Here is an 18657-nt window from a genome sequence, read left to right as displayed (position 1 = left end):
TACGCGGCGGTGCCAATGGACGTTTCTTACCTGCTCGACAGCCTTAATGATAAACAGCGTGAAGCGGTGGCCGCGCCACGCAGCAACATGCTGGTTCTGGCAGGCGCGGGGAGTGGTAAAACGCGCGTGCTGGTGCACCGTATCGCCTGGTTACTGACGGTTGAGAACAACTCGCCGTACTCCATTATGGCGGTGACCTTTACCAACAAAGCGGCGGCGGAAATGCGCCACCGTATCGGCCAGATCATGGGAACCAGCCAGGGCGGTATGTGGGTAGGTACATTCCACGGTCTGGCCCACCGTCTGCTGCGCGCGCACCATATGGATGCGAACCTGCCGCAGGATTTTCAGATCCTCGACAGTGAAGACCAACTGCGTTTGCTCAAGCGTCTGATCAAGGCGATGAACCTTGATGAGAAGCAGTGGCCGCCGCGTCAGGCGATGTGGTTCATCAACAGCCAGAAAGACGAAGGGCTGCGTCCGCATCATCTGCAAAGCTACGGCAACCCGGTTGAGCAAACCTGGCAGAAAGTGTATCAGGCTTACCAGGAAGCGTGTGACCGCGCGGGGCTGGTGGATTTCGCCGAGCTGCTGCTGCGCGCCCACGAGCTGTGGCTCAACAAACCGCATATCCTGCAGCACTACCGCGAACGTTTTACCAATATCCTGGTGGACGAATTTCAGGATACCAACAACATTCAGTACGCGTGGATCCGCCTGCTGGCGGGCGATACCGGCAAGGTAATGATCGTCGGCGATGACGATCAGTCAATCTACGGCTGGCGCGGAGCGCAGGTGGAGAACATCCAGCGCTTCCTCACGGATTTCCCCGGCGCAGAAACTATTCGCCTGGAGCAGAACTACCGCTCGACTAACAATATCCTCAGCGCGGCCAACGCCCTGATTGAAAACAACAACGGGCGTCTGGGTAAAAAGCTGTGGACCGATGGCGTCGACGGCGAACCGATCTCGCTGTACTGCGCGTTCAACGAACTCGATGAAGCGCGCTTTGTGGTCAATCGTATCAAGACCTGGCAGGACAACGGCGGTGCGCTGGAGCAATGCGCTATTCTTTATCGCAGCAACGCCCAGTCGCGCGTACTGGAAGAGGCGTTGTTACAGGCCAGCATGCCGTATCGGATTTATGGCGGGATGCGCTTCTTCGAACGCCAGGAAATCAAAGATGCGCTTTCCTACCTGCGTCTGATCGCCAACCGCAATGACGACGCCGCATTTGAGCGCGTGGTGAATACGCCCACCCGCGGGATTGGCGATCGTACTTTAGATGTGGTGCGTCAGACCTCCCGTGACCGCCAGCTAACGTTGTGGCAGGCCTGTCGTGAGCTGTTGCAGGAAAAAGCCCTCGCGGGTCGCGCCGCCAGCGCCTTACAGCGCTTTATGGAGCTGATTGACGCACTGGCGCAGGAGACCGCCGATATGCCGCTGCACGTGCAGACTGACCGGGTGGTTAAAGACTCCGGCCTGCGCATTATGTACGAGCAGGAAAAAGGCGAGAAAGGCCAGACGCGTATCGAAAACTTAGACGAACTGGTGACGGCAACGCGCCAGTTCAGCTACAACGAAGAAGACGAAGACTTAATGCCGCTGCAGGCGTTCCTGTCTCACGCCGCGCTGGAAGCGGGCGAAGGGCAGGCGGATACCTGGCAGGATGCGGTACAGCTGATGACGCTGCACTCGGCGAAAGGTCTGGAGTTCCCGCAGGTGTTTATCGTCGGGATGGAAGAAGGCATGTTCCCCAGCCAGATGTCGCTGGACGAAGGCGGTCGCCTCGAAGAAGAGCGCCGCCTGGCTTACGTAGGCGTGACCCGCGCAATGCAAAAGCTGACGCTGACCTACGCCGAAACGCGTCGTCTGTACGGCAAAGAGGTTTACCATCGTCCGTCGCGCTTTATCGGCGAACTGCCGGAAGCGTGCGTTGAAGAGGTTCGCCTGCGCGCCACTGTCAGCCGCCCGGTGAGTCATCAGCGGATGGGCACGCCAATGGCGGAAAATGATACCGGCTATAAGCTCGGCCAGCGCGTGCGCCACGCTAAATTTGGCGAGGGCACCATCGTCAACCTGGAAGGAAGCGGCGAACACAGTCGTTTGCAGGTCGCGTTCCAGGGGCAGGGGATCAAATGGCTGGTTGCCGCCTACGCCAGACTGGAAACGGTATGATCGCCTGATGTCGCTGCGCTTATCAGGCCTACGCGGAACGTAATATTTTGATTTGTAGGCCGGATAAGGCGAAGCCGCCATCCGGCTATCTGTCGGTTAATATTCTGAAATCATAGATAAATAATTCCCCTCTGCTAACCTTTCTGTATAAGGGGAAATTATTACTTTTTCGCCATCCGTTGCGTGTTGACGTCAAAATTTTGCTGGCGTAACATGCGCGCACGATTACGCTAAGAGGACATTCGCCTTGGACACACCCAGTAGATACTGGCTCATTATCCTGTCATCCAGGATCAACTCCTAAGGCTATCCCTTTTTGCTGATAGCCTTCGCGGTTGTCAGCGACCTTCTGTTTTTTCCCGTCGCGCTGAGTCAGGCTGTTTAATGGTCTGAAACCCAATTTGTTTCTGTGTGCCCTCCGAACTGTCCGATAATTTTTTGCATTGGGAGTCCCGGTCATGCTGAGCGCATTTCAACTGGAAAACAATCGTTTAACTCGCCTTGAGGCAGACGAGATCGAGCACCTGGCCAGTTCGGTTTGGGTCGATTTAGTCGAGCCGGATGACGAAGAACGAAACCGTGTGCAAAAGGACTTGGGCCAGAATCTGGCTACGCGCCCTGAACTGGAAGACATCGAAGCATCCGCACGTTTTTTTGAAGACGAAGACGGTCTGCACATCCACTCCTTCTTCTTTTACGAAGATGCCGACGATCACGCGGGTAACTCAACCGTCGCATTTACCATTCGAGAAGGCCGCCTGTTTACTCTGCGCGAGCGCGAACTGCCGGCCTTCCGCCTGTACCGCATGCGTGCGCGTAACCAGGCGATGGTGGATGGCAACGCCTACGAGCTGTTGCTCGACCTGTTCGAAACCAAAATTGAACAGCTGGCAGATGAAATCGAAAACATCTACAGCGACCTGGAAAAACTCAGCCGTGTGATCATGGAAGGGCGTCAGGGCGATGAGTATGACGAAGCGCTGTCGACGTTGGCGGAACTGGAAGATATCGGCTGGAAAGTACGTCTGTGTCTGATGGATACCCAGCGCGCGCTGAACTTCCTGGTGCGTAAAGCGCGTTTGCCGGGCAGTCAGCTGGAGCAGGCGCGTGAGATCCTGCGCGATATCGAATCCCTGCTGCCTCATAATGAATCGCTGTTCCAGAAGGTTAACTTCCTGATGCAGGCGGCGATGGGCTTTATCAACATCGAGCAGAACCGCATCATCAAGATCTTCTCGGTGGTTTCTGTGGTATTCCTGCCGCCGACGCTGGTGGCTTCCAGCTACGGGATGAACTTTGAGTTTATGCCGGAATTGCACTGGAGCTTCGGTTACCCGGGCGCGATTGTCTTTATGATGCTCGCGGGGCTGGCGCCGTATCTGTACTTTAAGCGCAAGAACTGGCTGTAATCACTGTACTTTATCCGGCCTACGGCGATGTGCTTTTGTAGGCCGGATAAGCGAAGCGCCATCCGGCATTCCCCTAGCTCCGACGAACCCGTCGTTGCGTATAAATCGCATCCATCACGAAAATCGCCAGCGCCACCCAGATAAACGCAAACGTGACCATTTTATCCGTTCCCGGGACTTCACCGTAGAAGGTGACGGCCAGCAGGAACATCAGCGTAGGCCCGATATACTGGAAGAATCCCAGCGTGGACAGACGCAGGCGGGTTGCCGCGCCGGTAAAGCACAGCAGCGGAATGGTGGTCACGACACCCGCGGCAATCAGCAGCAGGTTGAGCGACATGGGGTTTTGCCCCATATGGCTGGTTGAGCTGTCCGCAATGCCAAACAGATAGATGGCGGCGACAGGTAAAAGCCACAGGGTTTCGATCAGCATGCCGGTTTGTGCTTCGACGGCAATCTTCTTGCGCACCAGCCCATAGAACGCAAAGCTGAACGCCAGTCCCAGCGCGATTATTGGCAGCGATCCGAAGGTCCACAGCTGTACCAGCACGCCGCAGGCGGCTAACAGTACTGCCAGCCACTGCATGCGACGAAAGCGCTCACCGAGGAATAGCATTCCCAGCACAATATTCACCAGTGGGTTAATAAAATAGCCGAGGCTGGCTTCCAGCATATGGTGATTATTGACCGCCCAAATGAACAGCAGCCAGTTTCCGCCGATGAGCACTGCAGAGAGCGCCAGCAGGAAGATCTTCTTTGGCGTTTGTAGCAGCGTTTTGACGCCTGACCACTGGCGGCTGATGCTCATCAGTACCACCATAAAGAAAAATGACCAGATGACGCGGTGCGTCAGGATCTCATCCGCCGGGACATAGTAAATCAGCTTGAAGTAGGCGGGAGCGATACCCCAAATAAAATAAGCAGCAAGAGCGAGTAGCACGCCCTGCCGCGTTTGTTTAGCATCCATCGGGAAAACTCATTGCAGAAATGTAACAGCAGTTTACCTTTTTTTAGGCACTTACCCCACCATATAAGTGGCGGTTGCGCTGGCAATATAAAGCTGTTCTTCGTTATGCAATTCCACGCGCGCAACAGCGACTTTATTACCCGCCCGCAGCAGGCTACTGGTGGCGGTAAAGCGATTCCCTCTTCCGGGACGCAGATAATCAACACGCAAATCGATTGTACCCATGCGTGACATCCGCTGACGCAGTTCGTCCTCGCTGATCGTTTCATGGCGGGTCAGAGTACTCCCAACGCATACCAGCCCGGCGGCGACGTCCAGCGCCGAGGCGATCACGCCGCCATGCAGAATGCTTTGCGCCCAGTTGCCGACCATCATCGGTTGGTTATTAAAGGCTAATTGAGCAAATTCTTTCTCATAGCGTTCGAGCTCCAGTCCCAGCGCCCGGTTAAACGGCATATGATAGACAAACATTTCACCCACTAACTTCAGCGCTTCCTCAGCAGTAAGTACGGCAGACATACGATCCCTACATCTTGGTGGTTAATGAAATGTTGATATTATGCTTATTATTTGTTGTTTTCTACTTTAGGACGGGATAACTAACGAGTAACTAGCTAAGTATGTAGAATACTTGCCAGATAATTATACAATTCATCAATATTTTGGTTCAGGAGAACATTACCGATGCGGGCGATTCTGGGATGGTTACTACCAGCAATTATGCTGCCGTTGACCGCTTATGCGCAGGAAGCGACAGTGAAAGAGATTCATGATGCACCGGCGGTTCGTGGCAGTATTATCGCCAATATGCTGCAGGAACATGACAACCCTTTCACGCTTTATCCTTATGACACCAACTATCTTATTTACACCAATACCAGCGACATGAACAAAGAGGCGATCAGCAGTTATAGCTGGTCCGAAAATGCGCGCAAAGATGAGGTTAAGTTTCAGCTAAGCCTGGCGTTTCCGCTCTGGCGCGGGATATTAGGCCCAAACTCGGTACTTGGTGGTTCCTATACCCAGAAGTCCTGGTGGCAGCTTTCGAACAGTGAAGAGTCTTCACCGTTTCGCGAAACCAACTACGAACCGCAATTGTTCCTCGGTTTCGCCACCGACTATCGCTTTGCCGGTTGGACTCTTCGTGATGTCGAAATGGGTTATAACCATGACTCCAACGGCCGTTCCGATCCCACGTCACGTAGCTGGAACCGTCTTTATACCCGTCTGATGGCTGAAAATGGTAACTGGCTGGTGGAAGTTAAGCCGTGGTACGTGATTGGTAGCACCGACGATAACCCTGATATCACTAAATACATGGGCTACTATCAGCTGAAAATGGGGTATCACCTGGGTGACGCGGTTATCAGCGTGAAAGGCCAGTACAACTGGAATACCGGCTACGGCGGCGCAGAGCTGGGGGCCAGTTATCCCATCACGAAGCATGTGCGTCTATACACTCAGGTCTACAGTGGTTACGGCGAATCGCTGATTGACTACAACTTCAATCAGACGCGTGTTGGTGTGGGCGTGATGCTCAACGATATCTTCTGATAAGTATTGAGAGTATTTTAATCATTGCAGTTTCTCTCTCAGGCGCTGAAAATAGCGCCTGTTTTTATTTCGGGCGAATGGGGTTAATGTGGCGCAGGCGGAAGTGTTGAATCTGGAAATGGGCGCTAAACAGGTTTTGCAGGAAACCTTTGGCTACCAACAGTTTCGCCCCGGTCAGGAAGAAATCATTGATACCGTGCTCTCTGGTCGCGACTGCCTGGTCGTTATGCCGACCGGCGGCGGTAAATCCCTGTGCTATCAAATTCCCGCATTATTGCTAAACGGACTCACCGTTGTTGTTTCCCCGCTGATTTCCCTGATGAAAGATCAGGTCGATCAACTGCTAGCCAACGGCGTGGCGGCGGCGTGCCTGAATTCTACTCAAAGTCGTGAACAGCAGCTTGAGGTGATGGCGGGCTGTCGCAGCGGGCAGATTCGCTTACTGTACATTGCGCCCGAACGCCTGATGCTGGATAACTTCCTTGAGCATCTGGCGCACTGGAATCCGGTGCTGCTGGCGGTTGATGAAGCGCACTGTATTTCGCAGTGGGGGCATGATTTCCGCCCCGAGTACGCTGCGCTGGGCCAGCTGCGCCAGCGTTTCCCGACGCTACCGTTTGTGGCGCTGACCGCGACCGCGGATGAGACAACCAGGCTGGACATTGTGCGTCTGCTGGGACTCAACGATCCGTTAATTCAGATCAGCAGCTTTGACCGCCCGAACATTCGCTACATGCTGATGGAGAAGTTTAAGCCGCTCGATCAGCTGATGCGCTACGTGCAAGAGCAGCGCGGTAAGTCTGGCATTATCTATTGTAACAGTCGCGCCAAAGTCGAAGACACCGCCGCGCGTCTGCAAAGCCGTGGCATCAGCGCCGGGGCTTATCATGCCGGGCTGGAAAATGCCGTACGCGCCGAGGTGCAGGAGAAATTCCAGCGTGATGACCTGCAAATCGTAGTGGCGACCGTGGCGTTCGGTATGGGGATCAACAAACCTAACGTACGCTTCGTGGTGCATTTCGATATTCCGCGTAACATCGAATCCTATTACCAGGAAACCGGCCGCGCCGGGCGTGATGGCCTGCCGGCGGAAGCGATGCTGTTTTACGATCCGGCTGATATGGCATGGCTACGCCGTTGCCTCGAAGAGAAACCCGCCGGGCAACTGCTGGATATCGAACGTCATAAGCTCAATGCGATGGGGGCGTTTGCCGAGGCGCAGACCTGTCGTCGTCTGGTGTTGCTGAACTATTTTGGCGAAGGGCGCCAGGAGCCGTGTGGCAACTGCGATATCTGTCTCGACCCGCCAAAACAGTACGACGGTCTTATGGATGCGCGCAAAGCGCTGTCGACGATTTACCGTGTTAACCAACGCTTCGGCATGGGGTACGTCGTGGAAGTGCTGCGCGGAGCGAATAACCAGCGTATTCGCGAACTGGCCCATGACAAACTGCCGGTCTATGGCATTGGTCGCGAGCAAAGCCACGAACACTGGGTGAGCGTTATTCGCCAGCTTATTCACCTGGGCCTGGTGACGCAGAATATTGCTCATCACTCCGCGTTACAGCTAACCGAAGCCGCGCGTCCGGTGTTGCGCGGTGACGTTGCGTTACAGCTTGCTGTACCACGTATTGTGGCGCTGAAATCGCGTGCGATGCAGAAATCCTTCGGTGGTAACTACGACCGCAAACTGTTCGCCAAATTGCGTAAGCTGCGTAAAGCCATTGCCGACGAAGAGAACATTCCGCCGTACGTGGTGTTCAACGACGCCACGCTGATTGAAATGGCGGAGCAGATGCCGGTTTCACCGAGTGAAATGCTAAGCGTCAACGGTGTGGGGATGCGTAAACTGGAGCGTTTCGGTAAAGAGTTTATGGCGCTTATTCGCGCACACGTTGATGGTGACGACGAAGAGTAGTCAGCCGGGCAAAAAAGTGCCAGGATGGTGACTCACTGAACTATTCCCCCGCGAGTCATTTTTATGTTAACGCTATTTTTCACCGTTGCGTTGGTGCATATCGTTGCGCTGATGAGCCCCGGTCCCGATTTCTTTTTTGTTTCTCAAACTGCGGTTAGCCGTTCGCGCAAAGAAGCTATGATGGGCGTGCTGGGCATTACCTGCGGCGTCATGGTCTGGGCTGGCGTGGCACTGCTCGGCCTGCATCTGATTATCGAAAAAATGGCCTGGCTGCATACCATTATTATGGTAGGCGGGGGGCTGTATCTGTGCTGGATGGGTTATCAGATGCTGCGCGGCGCGTTTAAAAAACAGGATGTTGCAGCGCCCACTCCGCAGGTGGAGCTGGCGCAGAGCGGACGCAGTTTTTTGAAAGGTCTGCTGACCAACCTGGCGAACCCTAAAGCCATTATCTATTTTGGCTCCGTCTTCTCATTGTTCGTTGGCGACAACGTGGGAACGGGCGCGCGCTGGGGGATCTTTGCTCTGATTATCGTGGAAACGCTGGCGTGGTTTACCGTGGTCGCCAGCCTGTTTGCGCTCCCGAAAATGCGTCGTGGCTATCAGCGTCTGGCGAAGTGGATTGATGGTTTTGCCGGCGCGCTGTTCGCAGGCTTCGGTATCCATCTGATTATTTCGCGCTAAGTTTGTTGCCCGCCTGGGAGTCCCAGGCGGTATGCGGCTTATTGCGCAAGCTTCTGTAGCTCATCCTTCGAAAGGCCGGTCATTTCCATAATCGCGTCGGTATCAAGACCTCGCTTGAGCATCGCTTTTGCTACATCAGTAAGGGCAATGCGCCTCCCTTCTTCACGGCCTATCTGCTTTAGTTGATCCGCCATTGTCATCAGTTTTTCTCCATGCTGCGGCACCCGCTGTGCCAGCTTATACAATAATGTCTGAACATCTTGTGTATTCCCTGCTTGCACCATGTAGTTTACCAGCACGGTTATTTGTTGTCCGCTCATCTTCTCCAGCATAAACAGGCGGGTAAGTTTATCCAGCAACTGCGCCATGTCGCGCTGGCGAATGTGTTTTTGTACTAATGTCAGTGCCGCCATGCTGCGATGCTGCATGATCTCATCATCTGGAATAACCGTCACATCCACCAACGGAAATGGTGTGCTGTAAAGTTGAAGGGCGGTTCCAGAATCCTCAAAGTGATCCAGCCAGTTCATTGAGCCTTGCCATGGGCTTTGCTTGCCATGGTAAAAGAGCACTGGAATAACCAGCGGCAGAGTGTCGTTTCCAGCCTCAAGATGACGCTGCATCGCTGCGATAGCGTAGCGCATCAGGCGAAATGACATGTGCTTATCCGGTGAGCTTTGATGCTCAATGAGCACATGTACATAGCCATGTCCGCTGGTGGTTTCCAGTGAGTAGAGAATATCGCTGAAATAGGGGCGCAGATCGTCCTCCACAAAACTGCCTGATTCCAGACGGAGCGTTTCCAGTTTGCATATTTTGATTAACGAGGGAGGAAGATGAAGTTCGATAAAGTCCCGCGCGGTTTCCACGCGGGAGAGGAAGGTTTTAAATACTGCGTCATGTGGTGTTGTTACTTCCGCCATCGTTAATCATCCGTGAGTGGTGAATATGGCAGCATTCTGGCATTAGCAATCAACGTCTAACAGTACAGGATAAAAGGCTTTTCTCCCTTTGCGGCGAAGTACGAAAAGCCATGTTCAGAGGCTCTTACAGATAGCATTTCATTGCGAGCGACGTTCCATTTGCTAGGCATGCCTTGCCGATGCCAGCAGGGCGCCTATCAGCATAAATAGCGAGCCAAACACTTTGTTCAGCGCCTTCATTTGCTTTGGTCCTTTAATCCAGCCAGCAATGCGCGTGGCCAACGTCGCGTAACCGATCATCACAATGATATCGACCACGATGGTCGTGACGCCAAGCACCACGTACTGCATCAACTGCGGTTCTTGCGGCAGGATAAACTGAGGGAACAGAGCGGCAAGGAAAACTATGCTCTTAGGATTGGTCAGATTAACAAAGACCGCGCGTTTGAACAGCCGGCTGCGCGATTGCGTATTCGCCATGGTATTCAGATCGATAGCACCCGCCGCCCGCCATTGTTGAATACCCAGCCAAATCAGATAGGCCGCTCCCGCCCACTTCAGCACCTCAAATGCGATCACCGAACGTGAAAATAGCGTTCCCAGTCCTACGCCAACCAGAACGATATGAATACCCAACCCGGTCTGCAAACCTGCAATCGACGCGCTGGCACCGCGATATCCGTGGCTGATGGCGGTGGTCATGGTATTGATTGCGCCAGAGCCTGGGGACAAGCTCAAAATAATAGAGGTCAGCAGGTAGGCGAACCACCATTCAAAGGTCATGAGAAACTCCCGGATTGTCTATTTTTATGCCACAATACGCTACTGCCGTTAGGTTGTGTCAGTGACGGCGAAAAAAACGATTTTACTTGGTCAGCGAGGCTGGATACCCGATGTTTCAGCAGCAAAAAGACTGGGAAACAAGAGAAAACGCGTTTGCTGCTTTTTCCATGGGGCCACTGACAGATTTCTGGCGTCAGCGGGAAGAAGCGGAATTTACGGGCGTGGATGATATTCCCGTACATTTTGTTCGTTTTCATGCAGAAAAAAACGATCGCGTCATCGTCGTCTGTCCTGGACGCATTGAAAGCTACGTGAAATACGCTGAACTGGCGTATGACCTGTTTCATTCTGGTTTTGACGTTCTCATTATCGATCACCGTGGCCAGGGGCGTTCCGGGCGTATGCTTTCGGATCCGCACCGCGGTCATGTCGATAACTTTAATGATTATGTCGACGATCTAACCGCCTTCTGGCAGCAGGAAGTGCTACCCGGCCCGTGGAGAAAACGCTATATCCTGGCGCATTCAATGGGCGGGGCGATTGCCACGTTATTCCTGCAGCGCCACCCGAATCAGTGTGATGCCATCGCGCTTTGCGCACCGATGTTTGGTATTGTGATGCGCTTTCCCGACTGGATGGTGCGCCATATACTGGACTGGGCCGAAGGGCATCCGCGGATCCGCGAAGGCTATGCGATGGGAACCGGGCGCTGGCGGGCGCTGCCGTTCGGTATGAATGCGTTAACCCATAGTCGACAACGCTATCGGCGCAATCTACGCTTTTATGCTGATGAGCCGCGGTTGCGCGTTGGCGGCCCCACCTATCACTGGGTACGTGAAGGGATTCTGGCTGGCGAACAGGTTTTGGCTGGCGCCGGAGATGATGCGACGCCGACGCTGCTGATTCAGGCTGAAGAAGAGCGTGTGGTAGATAACCGCATGCACGATCGTTTTTGTGAACTCCGCGCCGCAGCGGGCCATCCTGTAGAAGGGGGTCAGCCGCTTGTCATCAAAGGCGCGTACCATGAGATCCTTTTTGAAAAGGACGCCATGCGCTCAGTCGCGCTTAACGCTATTGTCGAATTTTTCGACAAGCATAACTCATCCAGCGGAACCCGCTTTGCCTAGAGGTTGAATTTTCTTATGTATCAGGTTGTTGCGTCTGATTTAGACGGTACGCTGCTTTCTCCCGACCATACTCTGTCCCCTTATGCCAAAGAGACGCTGAAGTTATTGACCGCTCGCGGCGTTAACTTCGTGTTTGCGACTGGCCGTCATCATGTTGATGTGGGGCAAATTCGCGATAACCTCGGCATTAAAACCTACATGATCACGTCCAACGGCGCGCGCGTGCATGATTCTGACGGGAATCTGGTGTTTTCCCATAACCTGGATCGCGATATTGCCAGCGACCTGTTTGGCGTAGTGAATGCAAACCCGGACATCGTGACCAACGTATATCGTGATGATGAGTGGTTTATGAATCGCCATCGTCCGGACGAAATGCGTTTCTTCAAAGAAGCGGTGTTTAACTACTCACTGTTTGAACCTGCATTACTGGAGCCTGAGGGCGTCAGCAAAGTGTTCTTCACCACCGACTCTCACGAAAGGCTACTGCCGCTGGAGCAGGCGATTAACGCCCGCTGGGGCGATCGCGTCAACGTCAGCTTCTCTACGCTTACCTGTCTGGAAGTCATGGCTGGCGGCGTATCGAAAGGTCATGCGCTGGAAGCGGTAGCAAAAGCGATGGGCTACAGCCTGAAAGACTGCATCGCCTTTGGCGACGGGATGAATGATGCGGAAATGCTCTCCATGGCAGGTAAAGGCTGCATCATGGGCAACGCCCACCAGCGCCTGAAGGATCTGCACCCGGAACTGGAAGTCATTGGTCTTAATGCCGACGATGCCGTGCCACACTATCTGCGTGAACTGTTTTTGCAGTAACCTTCTGTTCGTTAGCTGACCAGTTGTCAACTAAAAACTCCGCTACAATGGGTGTACCTTTTGTTAAGAGACATCCATTGTGGCGTTACTCATCATTACCACAATTCTGTGGGCCTTTTCCTTTAGCCTGTTTGGCGAGTACCTTGCCGGTCATGTCGATAGCTATTTTGCGGTGCTGGTGCGCGTTGGGCTGGCGGCGTTGGTGTTCCTGCCGTTTCTACGTACTCGTGGGCACAGCGTAAAAACGATCGGGCTGTATATGCTGGTGGGTGCCATGCAGCTTGGCATTATGTACATGCTGAGTTTTCACGCCTATCTGTACCTGACGGTTTCAGAACTGCTGCTCTTTACCGTGCTGACGCCGCTCTACATTACGCTGATTTATGATCTGATGAGCGGACGTCGTCTGCGCTGGAGTTACGCCTTTAGTGCGTTACTGGCGGTGATTGGCGCGGGGATCATTCGTTACGATCAGGTGACCAGCCACTTCTGGACCGGTCTGCTGTTGGTGCAGTTGTCCAATATCAGCTTTGCCATTGGTATGGTGGGCTATAAACGTCTGATGGAGACGCGGCCAATGCCGCAGCACAACGCCTTTGCCTGGTTTTATATGGGCGCCTTTATGGTGGCTGTCGTGGCCTGGTTCATGCTGGGCAATGCGCAGAAAATGCCTGCAACCACGCTACAGTGGGGAATTCTGGTCTTTCTTGGCGTGGCGGCGTCCGGCATTGGTTACTTTATGTGGAACTACGGCGCGACCCAGGTGGATGCGGGCACGCTGGGCATAATGAACAATATGCATGTCCCTGCCGGACTGCTGGTTAACCTGGCTATCTGGCATCAACAACCTCACTGGCCAAGCTTCATCATTGGTGCGGCTGTGATAGTGGCTTCACTGTGGGTACATCGAAAGTGGGTCGTTCCGCACTCCGTACAAACGGCAGGTGATCGCAGGCGTGATTCCGCGCTGAGCGAATAAACGCTTCTGTGACCGGCTGTCGCTGCTCGCCATCACGCACGGCGGCGTACAGTCGGCTCCACAATCCATCACCCAGGGTTTTGGTCACTACCAGGCCCTGGCGTTCAAAACTCTCCACCACCCAGTGCGGTAATGCCGCGATACCCATTCTGGCTGCAACCATCTGAATCAGCAGCAAGGTGTTATCCACGCTTTTCAGCGACGGACTAACGCCTGCAGGCTGCAGAAAATGCCGCCATACATCCAGTCGACTCCGCTGTACCGGGTAAATCAGCAGCGTCTCGCTGGTCAAATCTTCCGGTGTGATTTGTGTTTTGCTGGCCAACGGATGGTCAGGCGCCAGTACCAGGCGGACTTCAAAATCAAACATCGGTGAGTAGTGCAATCCGCTGCGCGGCAGGATGTCGGAGGTTAACACCAGATCCAGCTCATCCTGCTGTAGCGCTGGTTGCGGATCGAACGTCACGCCGGATTTAAAGTCCATCTCCACCTGCGGCCAGTTGGCACGAAAATTCTCCAGCGCGGGCGTCAGCCATTGAATACAACTGTGACATTCAATCGCAATTCGCAGCCGGGTTTGCTGCGGTTCGTTGCAGGCCTGCAGCGCACGACCAATTTGCGGCAACACCTGATTGGCTAACTGCAGCAGGATTTCTCCCTGCGGCGTAAAGCGCAGAGGCTGGCTTTTACGGATAAAAAGTCGAAAGCCAAGGCGCTGCTCCAGATCGCTGAACTGGTGAGAAAGGGCGGATTGGGTCTGATGCAACGTCGCCGCTGCGGCTGCCAGAGAACCACTATTCCGCAACGCCTGGAGCGTTTTCAGGTGTTTAATCTCGATCATGAAAGTCCTTCACTTCGGCATGAACAAATTGCGCTTGAGGAATATACAGTAACCGCCAATTATGGATGTGTAAACATCTGGATGGCCAAAATCCTTCGTCTTTTAAATTTATGGTGCGTTGGCTTCGTTTCCCCACCCCAGTCACTTACTTCAGTAAGCTCCTGGGGATGAGTAAACTTGCCGCCTTCCCTAAATTCAAAATCCATAGGATTTACATATAATTAGAGGAAGAAAAATGACAATATTGAATCACACCCTCGGTTTCCCTCGCGTTGGCCTGCATCGCGAGTTGAAGAAAGCACAAGAAAGCTACTGGGCGGGAAATTCTTCCCGTGAAGATTTGCTGACCGTTGGCCGCGAGCTGCGTGCCCGCCACTGGGATCAGCAGAAGCAGGCGGGCGTTGACCTGCTGCCGGTGGGTGATTTTGCCTGGTACGATCACGTGCTGACTACCAGCCTGCTGCTCGGCAACGTTCCGGCTCGCCATCAAAATAAAGACGGCTCGGTCGATATCGATACCTTATTCCGCATTGGCCGTGGCCGCGCACCAACGGGTGAACCCGCGGCGGCGGCAGAAATGACCAAATGGTTTAACACCAACTATCACTACATGGTGCCAGAGTTCACTAAAGGTCAGCAGTTCAAACTGACCTGGACCCAACTGCTGGATGAAGTGGACGAAGCGCTGGCGCTCGGTCACAAGGTGAAGCCTGTGCTGCTGGGGCCGGTAACCTACCTTTGGTTGGGTAAAGTGAAAGGCGAACAGTTTGACCGCCTGAGCCTGTTGAACGACATTCTGCCGGTTTACCAGCAGGTGCTGGGCGAGCTGGCGAAACGCGGTATTGTGTGGGTGCAAATTGATGAACCCGCGCTGGTACTGGAGCTGCCGCAAGCGTGGCTGGACGCCTTCAAACCTGCTTATGACGCGCTGACGGGTCAGGTGAAGCTGCTACTGACCACTTACTTCGAAGGCGTAACGCCAAACCTGGATACCATTACCGCCCTACCGGTACAGGGGCTGCACGTTGACTTCGTGCACGGCAAAGATGATGCAGCCGAGCTGCACACGCGTCTGCCAGCCGACTGGCTGCTGTCAGCGGGGCTGGTGAACGGTCGCAACGTCTGGCGTGCCGATCTCAGCGAAAAATACGCACAAATCAAAGACATCGTCGGGAAACGTAACCTGTGGGTGGCTTCTTCCTGCTCCCTGCTGCATAGCCCAATCGATCTCAGTGTGGAAACCCGCCTTGATGCAGAAGTGAAGAGCTGGTTTGCCTTCGCGTTGCAAAAGTGCGGCGAGCTGGCGCTGCTGCGCGATGCGTTGAATAGCGGTGATACGGCAGCAATTGTCGAGTGGAGCGCACCGATTCAGGCTCGTCGTCACTCTACCCGCGTACACAACGCCACAGTGGAAAAACGTCTGGCGGCAATCACCGCCCAGGACAGCCAGCGCGCTAACGCTTACCCGGTTCGTGCCGAGGCACAACGTGCCCGCTTTAATCTGCCGGCATGGCCGACTACGACTATCGGTTCATTCCCGCAAACCACAGAAATTCGCGGCCTGCGCCTGGATTTCAAAAAGGGCAACTTGGATGCTGGGAACTATCGCACCGGAATTGCGGAACATATTAAACAGGCGATTGTTGAACAGGAACGTCTGGGTCTCGACGTGCTGGTACACGGTGAAGCCGAGCGTAATGACATGGTCGAATACTTTGGCGAACACCTGGACGGCTTCGTCTTTACCCAGAACGGTTGGGTGCAGAGCTACGGCTCTCGCTGCGTGAAGCCGCCGGTGGTGATTGGCGACGTCAGCCGCCCGGAAGCGATCACCGTGGAGTGGGCGAAATATGCCCAGTCGCTGACCGACAAACCGGTAAAAGGCATGCTGACCGGTCCGGTGACCATTCTCTGCTGGTCATTCCCGCGTGAAGACGTGACGCGTGAAACCATCGCGAAGCAGATCGCGCTGGCGCTGCGTGATGAAGTGGCGGATCTGGAAGCGGCGGGTATCGGCATCATCCAGATTGATGAACCGGCACTGCGCGAAGGTTTACCACTACGTCGCAGCGACTGGGCGGCGTATCTGGAGTGGGGTGTGGAAGCCTTCCGCATTAACGCGGCGGTAGCGAAGGATGAAACCCAGATCCACACCCACATGTGTTATTGCGAGTTCAACGACATCATGGACTCCATTGCGGCGCTGGATGCGGACGTGATCACCATCGAAACCTCGCGCTCTGATATGGAGTTGCTGGAATCGTTTGAAGAGTTCGACTATCCGAACGAAATCGGGCCGGGTGTATACGATATTCACTCGCCGAACGTTCCGAGCGTGGAGTGGATTGAAGCCCTGTTGAAGAAAGCCGAGCAGCGCATTCCAGCAGATCGTCTGTGGGTGAACCCGGACTGCGGCCTGAAAACCCGCGGCTGGCCGGAAACCCGTGCCGCGCTGGCGAACATGGTCAAAGCGGCGCAGAATCTGCGTCAGGCGTAATTCATTGCCCGGGAAGCGCTTGCGCTTACCCGGGGTACAGGAAATCGCAATAGTTGTAGGCCCGGTAAGGCGTCGCCACCACCGGGCAATTAACGTTTATTTCTTCCCACCGTATTGCACGAACCACTCCAGCATTCTCTGCCAACCGTCTTTCGCGGACTCTTCGTGATAGCTCGGGCGATAATCGGCGTTGAACGCATGTCCGGCATCGGGATAGACCACGATTTCCGCTTTAGCATTGGCGGCGCGTAGCGCCTGGCGCATTGTTTCAACGGTATCTTGCGGAATGCTGGTGTCCTGGCCGCCATAAAGCCCCAAAACGGGGGCGTTAAGATCGGTTGCGATATCAACGGGATGTTTTGGCGAGTTGAGGGTTTTATCACCCACCAGTTTGCCATACCACGCCACGGCCGCTTTTAACTGCGGATTATGTGCGGCATACAGCCAGGTGATGCGCCCACCCCAGCAAAATCCGGTGATCATCAACTGGTGCGCATCTCCTCCGTTGCGGGAGGCCCAGCTGGCGACGTGGTCCAGATCGGCCAGTACCTGAGAGTCAGGCACTTTGGCGACAAGGCCACTAAGCAGCGTAGGGATATCGGCAAAGTCATTGGGATCGCCTTCGCGAAAATAGAGTTCTGGTGCGATAGCCAAATACCCTTCCAGTGCCAGACGACGGCAAACGTCACGAATGTGCTCATGAATACCAAAAATCTCCTGCACGACAATGACTACGGGCAGCAGGCCATCAGTCTGTTTTGGTCGTGCGTGATACGCTGGCATATCATCGCCTTGTGAAGGTATGGACGTTACACCGGCGATAATTGCATTATCCGGGGTGTGAACCGTGGTAGACGTCGGTGGAGATACAGCAGGTGCAAAGCCAGATTGTCGTGTTGTCATGGTATTCTCCGTACCCTTAAATATTCAGCAAAAAAGCGCATTGTTAACTATAGACACATGCAACGAACCACATTGCCTTAAACGGGCTATCTTTTGTGCAGGGCTTCCTTATATCGCATCATTTATGTGATAAAGATCACTATTTAATGGTAATTGAATGCAATTGATTTACATCATAGTGATGACTGTCACGAAAATATGTTTATGCCTTCGGTAAAGTGTGTTTTTGCTTCTTCTGACAAAACCGATTCACAGAGGAGTTTTTATGTCTAAGTCTGATGTTTTTCATCTCGGCCTCACTAAGAACGATTTACAAGGGGCTACGCTTGCTATCGTCCCTGGCGACCCGGAGCGTGTGGAAAAGATCGCCGCGCTGATGGATAAGCCGGTTAAGCTGGCATCTCATCGCGAGTTCACCACCTGGCGTGCTGAGCTGGATGGTAAAGCCGTGATCGTTTGCTCTACCGGTATCGGCGGCCCGTCCACCTCTATTGCCGTAGAAGAACTGGCACAGCTGGGCATTCGTACCTTCCTGCGTATCGGTACGACTGGCGCTATCCAGCCGCATATCAACGTGGGTGATGTGCTGGTTACCACTGCATCTGTTCGTCTGGACGGTGCAAGCCTGCACTTCGCACCAATGGAATTCCCGGCCGTTGCGGACTTCGAGTGCACCACCGCGCTGGTGGAAGCGGCGAAATCTATCGGCGCCACCACTCACGTGGGTGTTACCGCGTCTTCTGACACCTTCTACCCGGGCCAGGAGCGTTATGACACCTTCTCTGGTCGCGTCGTGAGCCGTTTCAAAGGCTCAATGGAAGAGTGGCAGTCTATGGGCGTCATGAACTACGAAATGGAATCTGCTACGCTACTGACCATGTGCGCAAGCCAGGGTCTGCGTGCCGGTATGGTCGCGGGTGTTATCGTGAACCGTACTCAGCAAGAGATCCCTAATGCGGAAACGATGAAACAAACGGAAAGTCACGCGGTGAAAATCGTGGTAGAAGCCGCGCGTCGTTTGCTGTAATTCTCCCGTCTATTCAAAAAGGCCGACGCGTTCGGCCTTTTTATTTTGCGT

General features: G+C 54.1%; 17 protein-coding genes. 11 read left to right on the top strand and 6 right to left on the bottom strand.

Features of this window, described 5'->3' with window-relative positions; genetic code table 11:
• Positions 1 to 15 precede the first annotated feature (15 nt).
• From uvrD to corA, 3 genes are all read left to right on the top strand, one after another.
• A complete protein-coding gene (gene uvrD, locus OGY13_RS11340; protein WP_103284528.1) occupies positions 16 to 2178 on the top strand; it encodes a DNA helicase II in 2163 nt (720 codons plus the stop codon).
• A gap of 247 nt (positions 2179 to 2425) precedes the next feature.
• A complete protein-coding gene (gene ysgD / locus OGY13_RS11335) occupies positions 2426 to 2482 on the top strand; it encodes a YsgD/CorL family protein (RefSeq protein ID WP_212723238.1) in 57 nt (18 codons plus the stop codon).
• A gap of 154 nt (positions 2483 to 2636) precedes the next feature.
• Positions 2637 to 3587, top strand: coding sequence for a magnesium/cobalt transporter CorA (corA, locus tag OGY13_RS11330; RefSeq protein WP_003017920.1), 951 nt, complete (start codon positions 2637 to 2639; stop codon positions 3585 to 3587).
• Positions 3588 to 3660: 73 nt separating this feature from the next.
• On the opposite strand, the gene rarD is transcribed toward corA, so the two are convergent.
• Both rarD and yigI read right to left on the bottom strand, forming a co-directional pair.
• On the bottom strand, positions 3661 to 4554 hold the full coding sequence (gene rarD / locus OGY13_RS11325) for an EamA family transporter RarD (RefSeq protein WP_003828953.1): 894 nt from the start codon (positions 4552 to 4554) through the stop codon (positions 3661 to 3663).
• Positions 4555 to 4605: 51 nt separating this feature from the next.
• A complete protein-coding gene (gene yigI / locus OGY13_RS11320) occupies positions 4606 to 5073 on the bottom strand; it encodes an acyl-CoA thioesterase YigI (RefSeq protein ID WP_003017917.1) in 468 nt (155 codons plus the stop codon).
• 165 nt (positions 5074 to 5238) lie between these two features.
• Between yigI and pldA the strand changes: the two genes are divergently transcribed.
• From pldA to rhtC, 3 genes are all read left to right on the top strand, one after another.
• Positions 5239 to 6108, top strand: a complete 870-nt coding sequence (pldA, locus tag OGY13_RS11315; protein WP_003828947.1) for a phospholipase A — start codon at positions 5239 to 5241, stop codon at positions 6106 to 6108.
• Between the two features lie 88 nt (positions 6109 to 6196).
• A complete protein-coding gene (recQ, locus tag OGY13_RS11310) occupies positions 6197 to 8026 on the top strand; it encodes an ATP-dependent DNA helicase RecQ (protein WP_213752702.1) in 1830 nt (609 codons plus the stop codon).
• Positions 8027 to 8089: 63 nt separating this feature from the next.
• On the top strand, positions 8090 to 8710 hold the full coding sequence (rhtC, locus tag OGY13_RS11305; RefSeq protein WP_003828942.1) for a threonine export protein RhtC: 621 nt from the start codon (positions 8090 to 8092) through the stop codon (positions 8708 to 8710).
• A gap of 38 nt (positions 8711 to 8748) precedes the next feature.
• On the opposite strand, the gene OGY13_RS11300 is transcribed toward rhtC, so the two are convergent.
• Together OGY13_RS11300 and rhtB are read right to left on the bottom strand one after the other, a co-directional pair.
• Positions 8749 to 9633: an Rpn family recombination-promoting nuclease/putative transposase gene (locus OGY13_RS11300; protein WP_008787090.1), complete on the bottom strand. Its 885-nt coding sequence runs from the start codon at positions 9631 to 9633 to the stop codon at positions 8749 to 8751.
• 162 nt (positions 9634 to 9795) lie between these two features.
• Positions 9796 to 10416: a homoserine/homoserine lactone efflux protein gene (rhtB, locus tag OGY13_RS11295; protein ID WP_003828938.1), complete on the bottom strand. Its 621-nt coding sequence runs from the start codon at positions 10414 to 10416 to the stop codon at positions 9796 to 9798.
• A 110-nt stretch (positions 10417 to 10526) separates the two neighbouring features.
• Here rhtB and pldB point away from each other — a divergent pair, with 110 nt between their 5' ends.
• The 3 genes from pldB to OGY13_RS11280 all read left to right on the top strand — a co-directional run bounded on the left by pldB (position 10527) and on the right by OGY13_RS11280 (position 13338).
• On the top strand, positions 10527 to 11543 hold the full coding sequence (gene pldB, locus OGY13_RS11290; protein WP_003017911.1) for a lysophospholipase L2: 1017 nt from the start codon (positions 10527 to 10529) through the stop codon (positions 11541 to 11543).
• Positions 11544 to 11558: 15 nt separating this feature from the next.
• Positions 11559 to 12359 carry a sugar/pyridoxal phosphate phosphatase YigL gene (gene yigL / locus OGY13_RS11285; RefSeq protein WP_008787091.1) on the top strand — a complete coding sequence of 267 codons (801 nt, stop codon included), beginning with the start codon at positions 11559 to 11561 and terminating at the stop codon, positions 12357 to 12359.
• A gap of 79 nt (positions 12360 to 12438) precedes the next feature.
• Positions 12439 to 13338, top strand: a complete 900-nt coding sequence (locus OGY13_RS11280) for a carboxylate/amino acid/amine transporter (protein WP_003828930.1) — start codon at positions 12439 to 12441, stop codon at positions 13336 to 13338.
• Here OGY13_RS11280 and metR read toward each other — a convergent pair.
• Positions 13226 to 14179, bottom strand: coding sequence for an HTH-type transcriptional regulator MetR (gene metR, locus OGY13_RS11275; RefSeq protein WP_094761735.1), 954 nt, complete (start codon positions 14177 to 14179; stop codon positions 13226 to 13228). The two genes, OGY13_RS11280 and metR, sit on opposite strands and share 113 nt — an antisense overlap.
• A gap of 235 nt (positions 14180 to 14414) precedes the next feature.
• Here metR and metE point away from each other — a divergent pair, with 235 nt between their 5' ends.
• On the top strand, positions 14415 to 16676 hold the full coding sequence (gene metE / locus OGY13_RS11270) for a 5-methyltetrahydropteroyltriglutamate--homocysteine S-methyltransferase (protein ID WP_213752703.1): 2262 nt from the start codon (positions 14415 to 14417) through the stop codon (positions 16674 to 16676).
• A 96-nt stretch (positions 16677 to 16772) separates the two neighbouring features.
• Here the strand turns inward: metE and OGY13_RS11265 are convergent, their stop codons facing one another.
• Positions 16773 to 17579, bottom strand: a complete 807-nt coding sequence (locus OGY13_RS11265; RefSeq protein WP_003828924.1) for a dienelactone hydrolase family protein — start codon at positions 17577 to 17579, stop codon at positions 16773 to 16775.
• A gap of 265 nt (positions 17580 to 17844) precedes the next feature.
• Here OGY13_RS11265 and udp point away from each other — a divergent pair, with 265 nt between their 5' ends.
• Complete coding sequence (gene udp / locus OGY13_RS11260; RefSeq protein ID WP_003828923.1) at positions 17845 to 18606, top strand: uridine phosphorylase; 762 nt, start codon at positions 17845 to 17847, stop codon at positions 18604 to 18606.
• The last annotated feature ends 51 nt before the right edge of the window (positions 18607 to 18657 follow it).

It is taken from the genome of Citrobacter sp. Cpo045, assembly GCF_030332875.1.
Taxonomy (GTDB): domain Bacteria; phylum Pseudomonadota; class Gammaproteobacteria; order Enterobacterales; family Enterobacteriaceae; genus Citrobacter; species Citrobacter portucalensis.
Note: the sequence above shows the minus strand (reverse complement) of the source record. Positions and strands in the feature narration are given on the sequence as shown.

Excerpts from the sequence above, each read along its gene's own strand:
- metR (WP_094761735.1), bottom strand. The coding sequence starts at position 14,179 with ATGATCGAGATTAAACACCTGAAAACGCTCCAGGCGTTGCGGAATAGT.
- udp (WP_003828923.1), top strand. The coding sequence starts at position 17,845 with ATGTCTAAGTCTGATGTTTTTCATCTCGGCCTCACTAAGAACGATTTA.
- corA (WP_003017920.1), top strand. The coding sequence starts at position 2,637 with ATGCTGAGCGCATTTCAACTGGAAAACAATCGTTTAACTCGCCTTGAG.
- rhtC (WP_003828942.1), top strand. The coding sequence starts at position 8,090 with ATGTTAACGCTATTTTTCACCGTTGCGTTGGTGCATATCGTTGCGCTG.
- OGY13_RS11265 (WP_003828924.1), bottom strand. The coding sequence starts at position 17,579 with ATGACAACACGACAATCTGGCTTTGCACCTGCTGTATCTCCACCGACG.
- yigI (WP_003017917.1), bottom strand. The coding sequence starts at position 5,073 with ATGTCTGCCGTACTTACTGCTGAGGAAGCGCTGAAGTTAGTGGGTGAA.
- uvrD (WP_103284528.1), top strand. The coding sequence starts at position 16 with ATGGACGTTTCTTACCTGCTCGACAGCCTTAATGATAAACAGCGTGAA.
- rhtB (WP_003828938.1), bottom strand. The coding sequence starts at position 10,416 with ATGACCTTTGAATGGTGGTTCGCCTACCTGCTGACCTCTATTATTTTG.
- yigL (WP_008787091.1), top strand. The coding sequence starts at position 11,559 with ATGTATCAGGTTGTTGCGTCTGATTTAGACGGTACGCTGCTTTCTCCC.
- pldA (WP_003828947.1), top strand. The coding sequence starts at position 5,239 with ATGCGGGCGATTCTGGGATGGTTACTACCAGCAATTATGCTGCCGTTG.
- OGY13_RS11300 (WP_008787090.1), bottom strand. The coding sequence starts at position 9,633 with ATGGCGGAAGTAACAACACCACATGACGCAGTATTTAAAACCTTCCTC.
- metE (WP_213752703.1), top strand. The coding sequence starts at position 14,415 with ATGACAATATTGAATCACACCCTCGGTTTCCCTCGCGTTGGCCTGCAT.
- pldB (WP_003017911.1), top strand. The coding sequence starts at position 10,527 with ATGTTTCAGCAGCAAAAAGACTGGGAAACAAGAGAAAACGCGTTTGCT.
- rarD (WP_003828953.1), bottom strand. The coding sequence starts at position 4,554 with ATGGATGCTAAACAAACGCGGCAGGGCGTGCTACTCGCTCTTGCTGCT.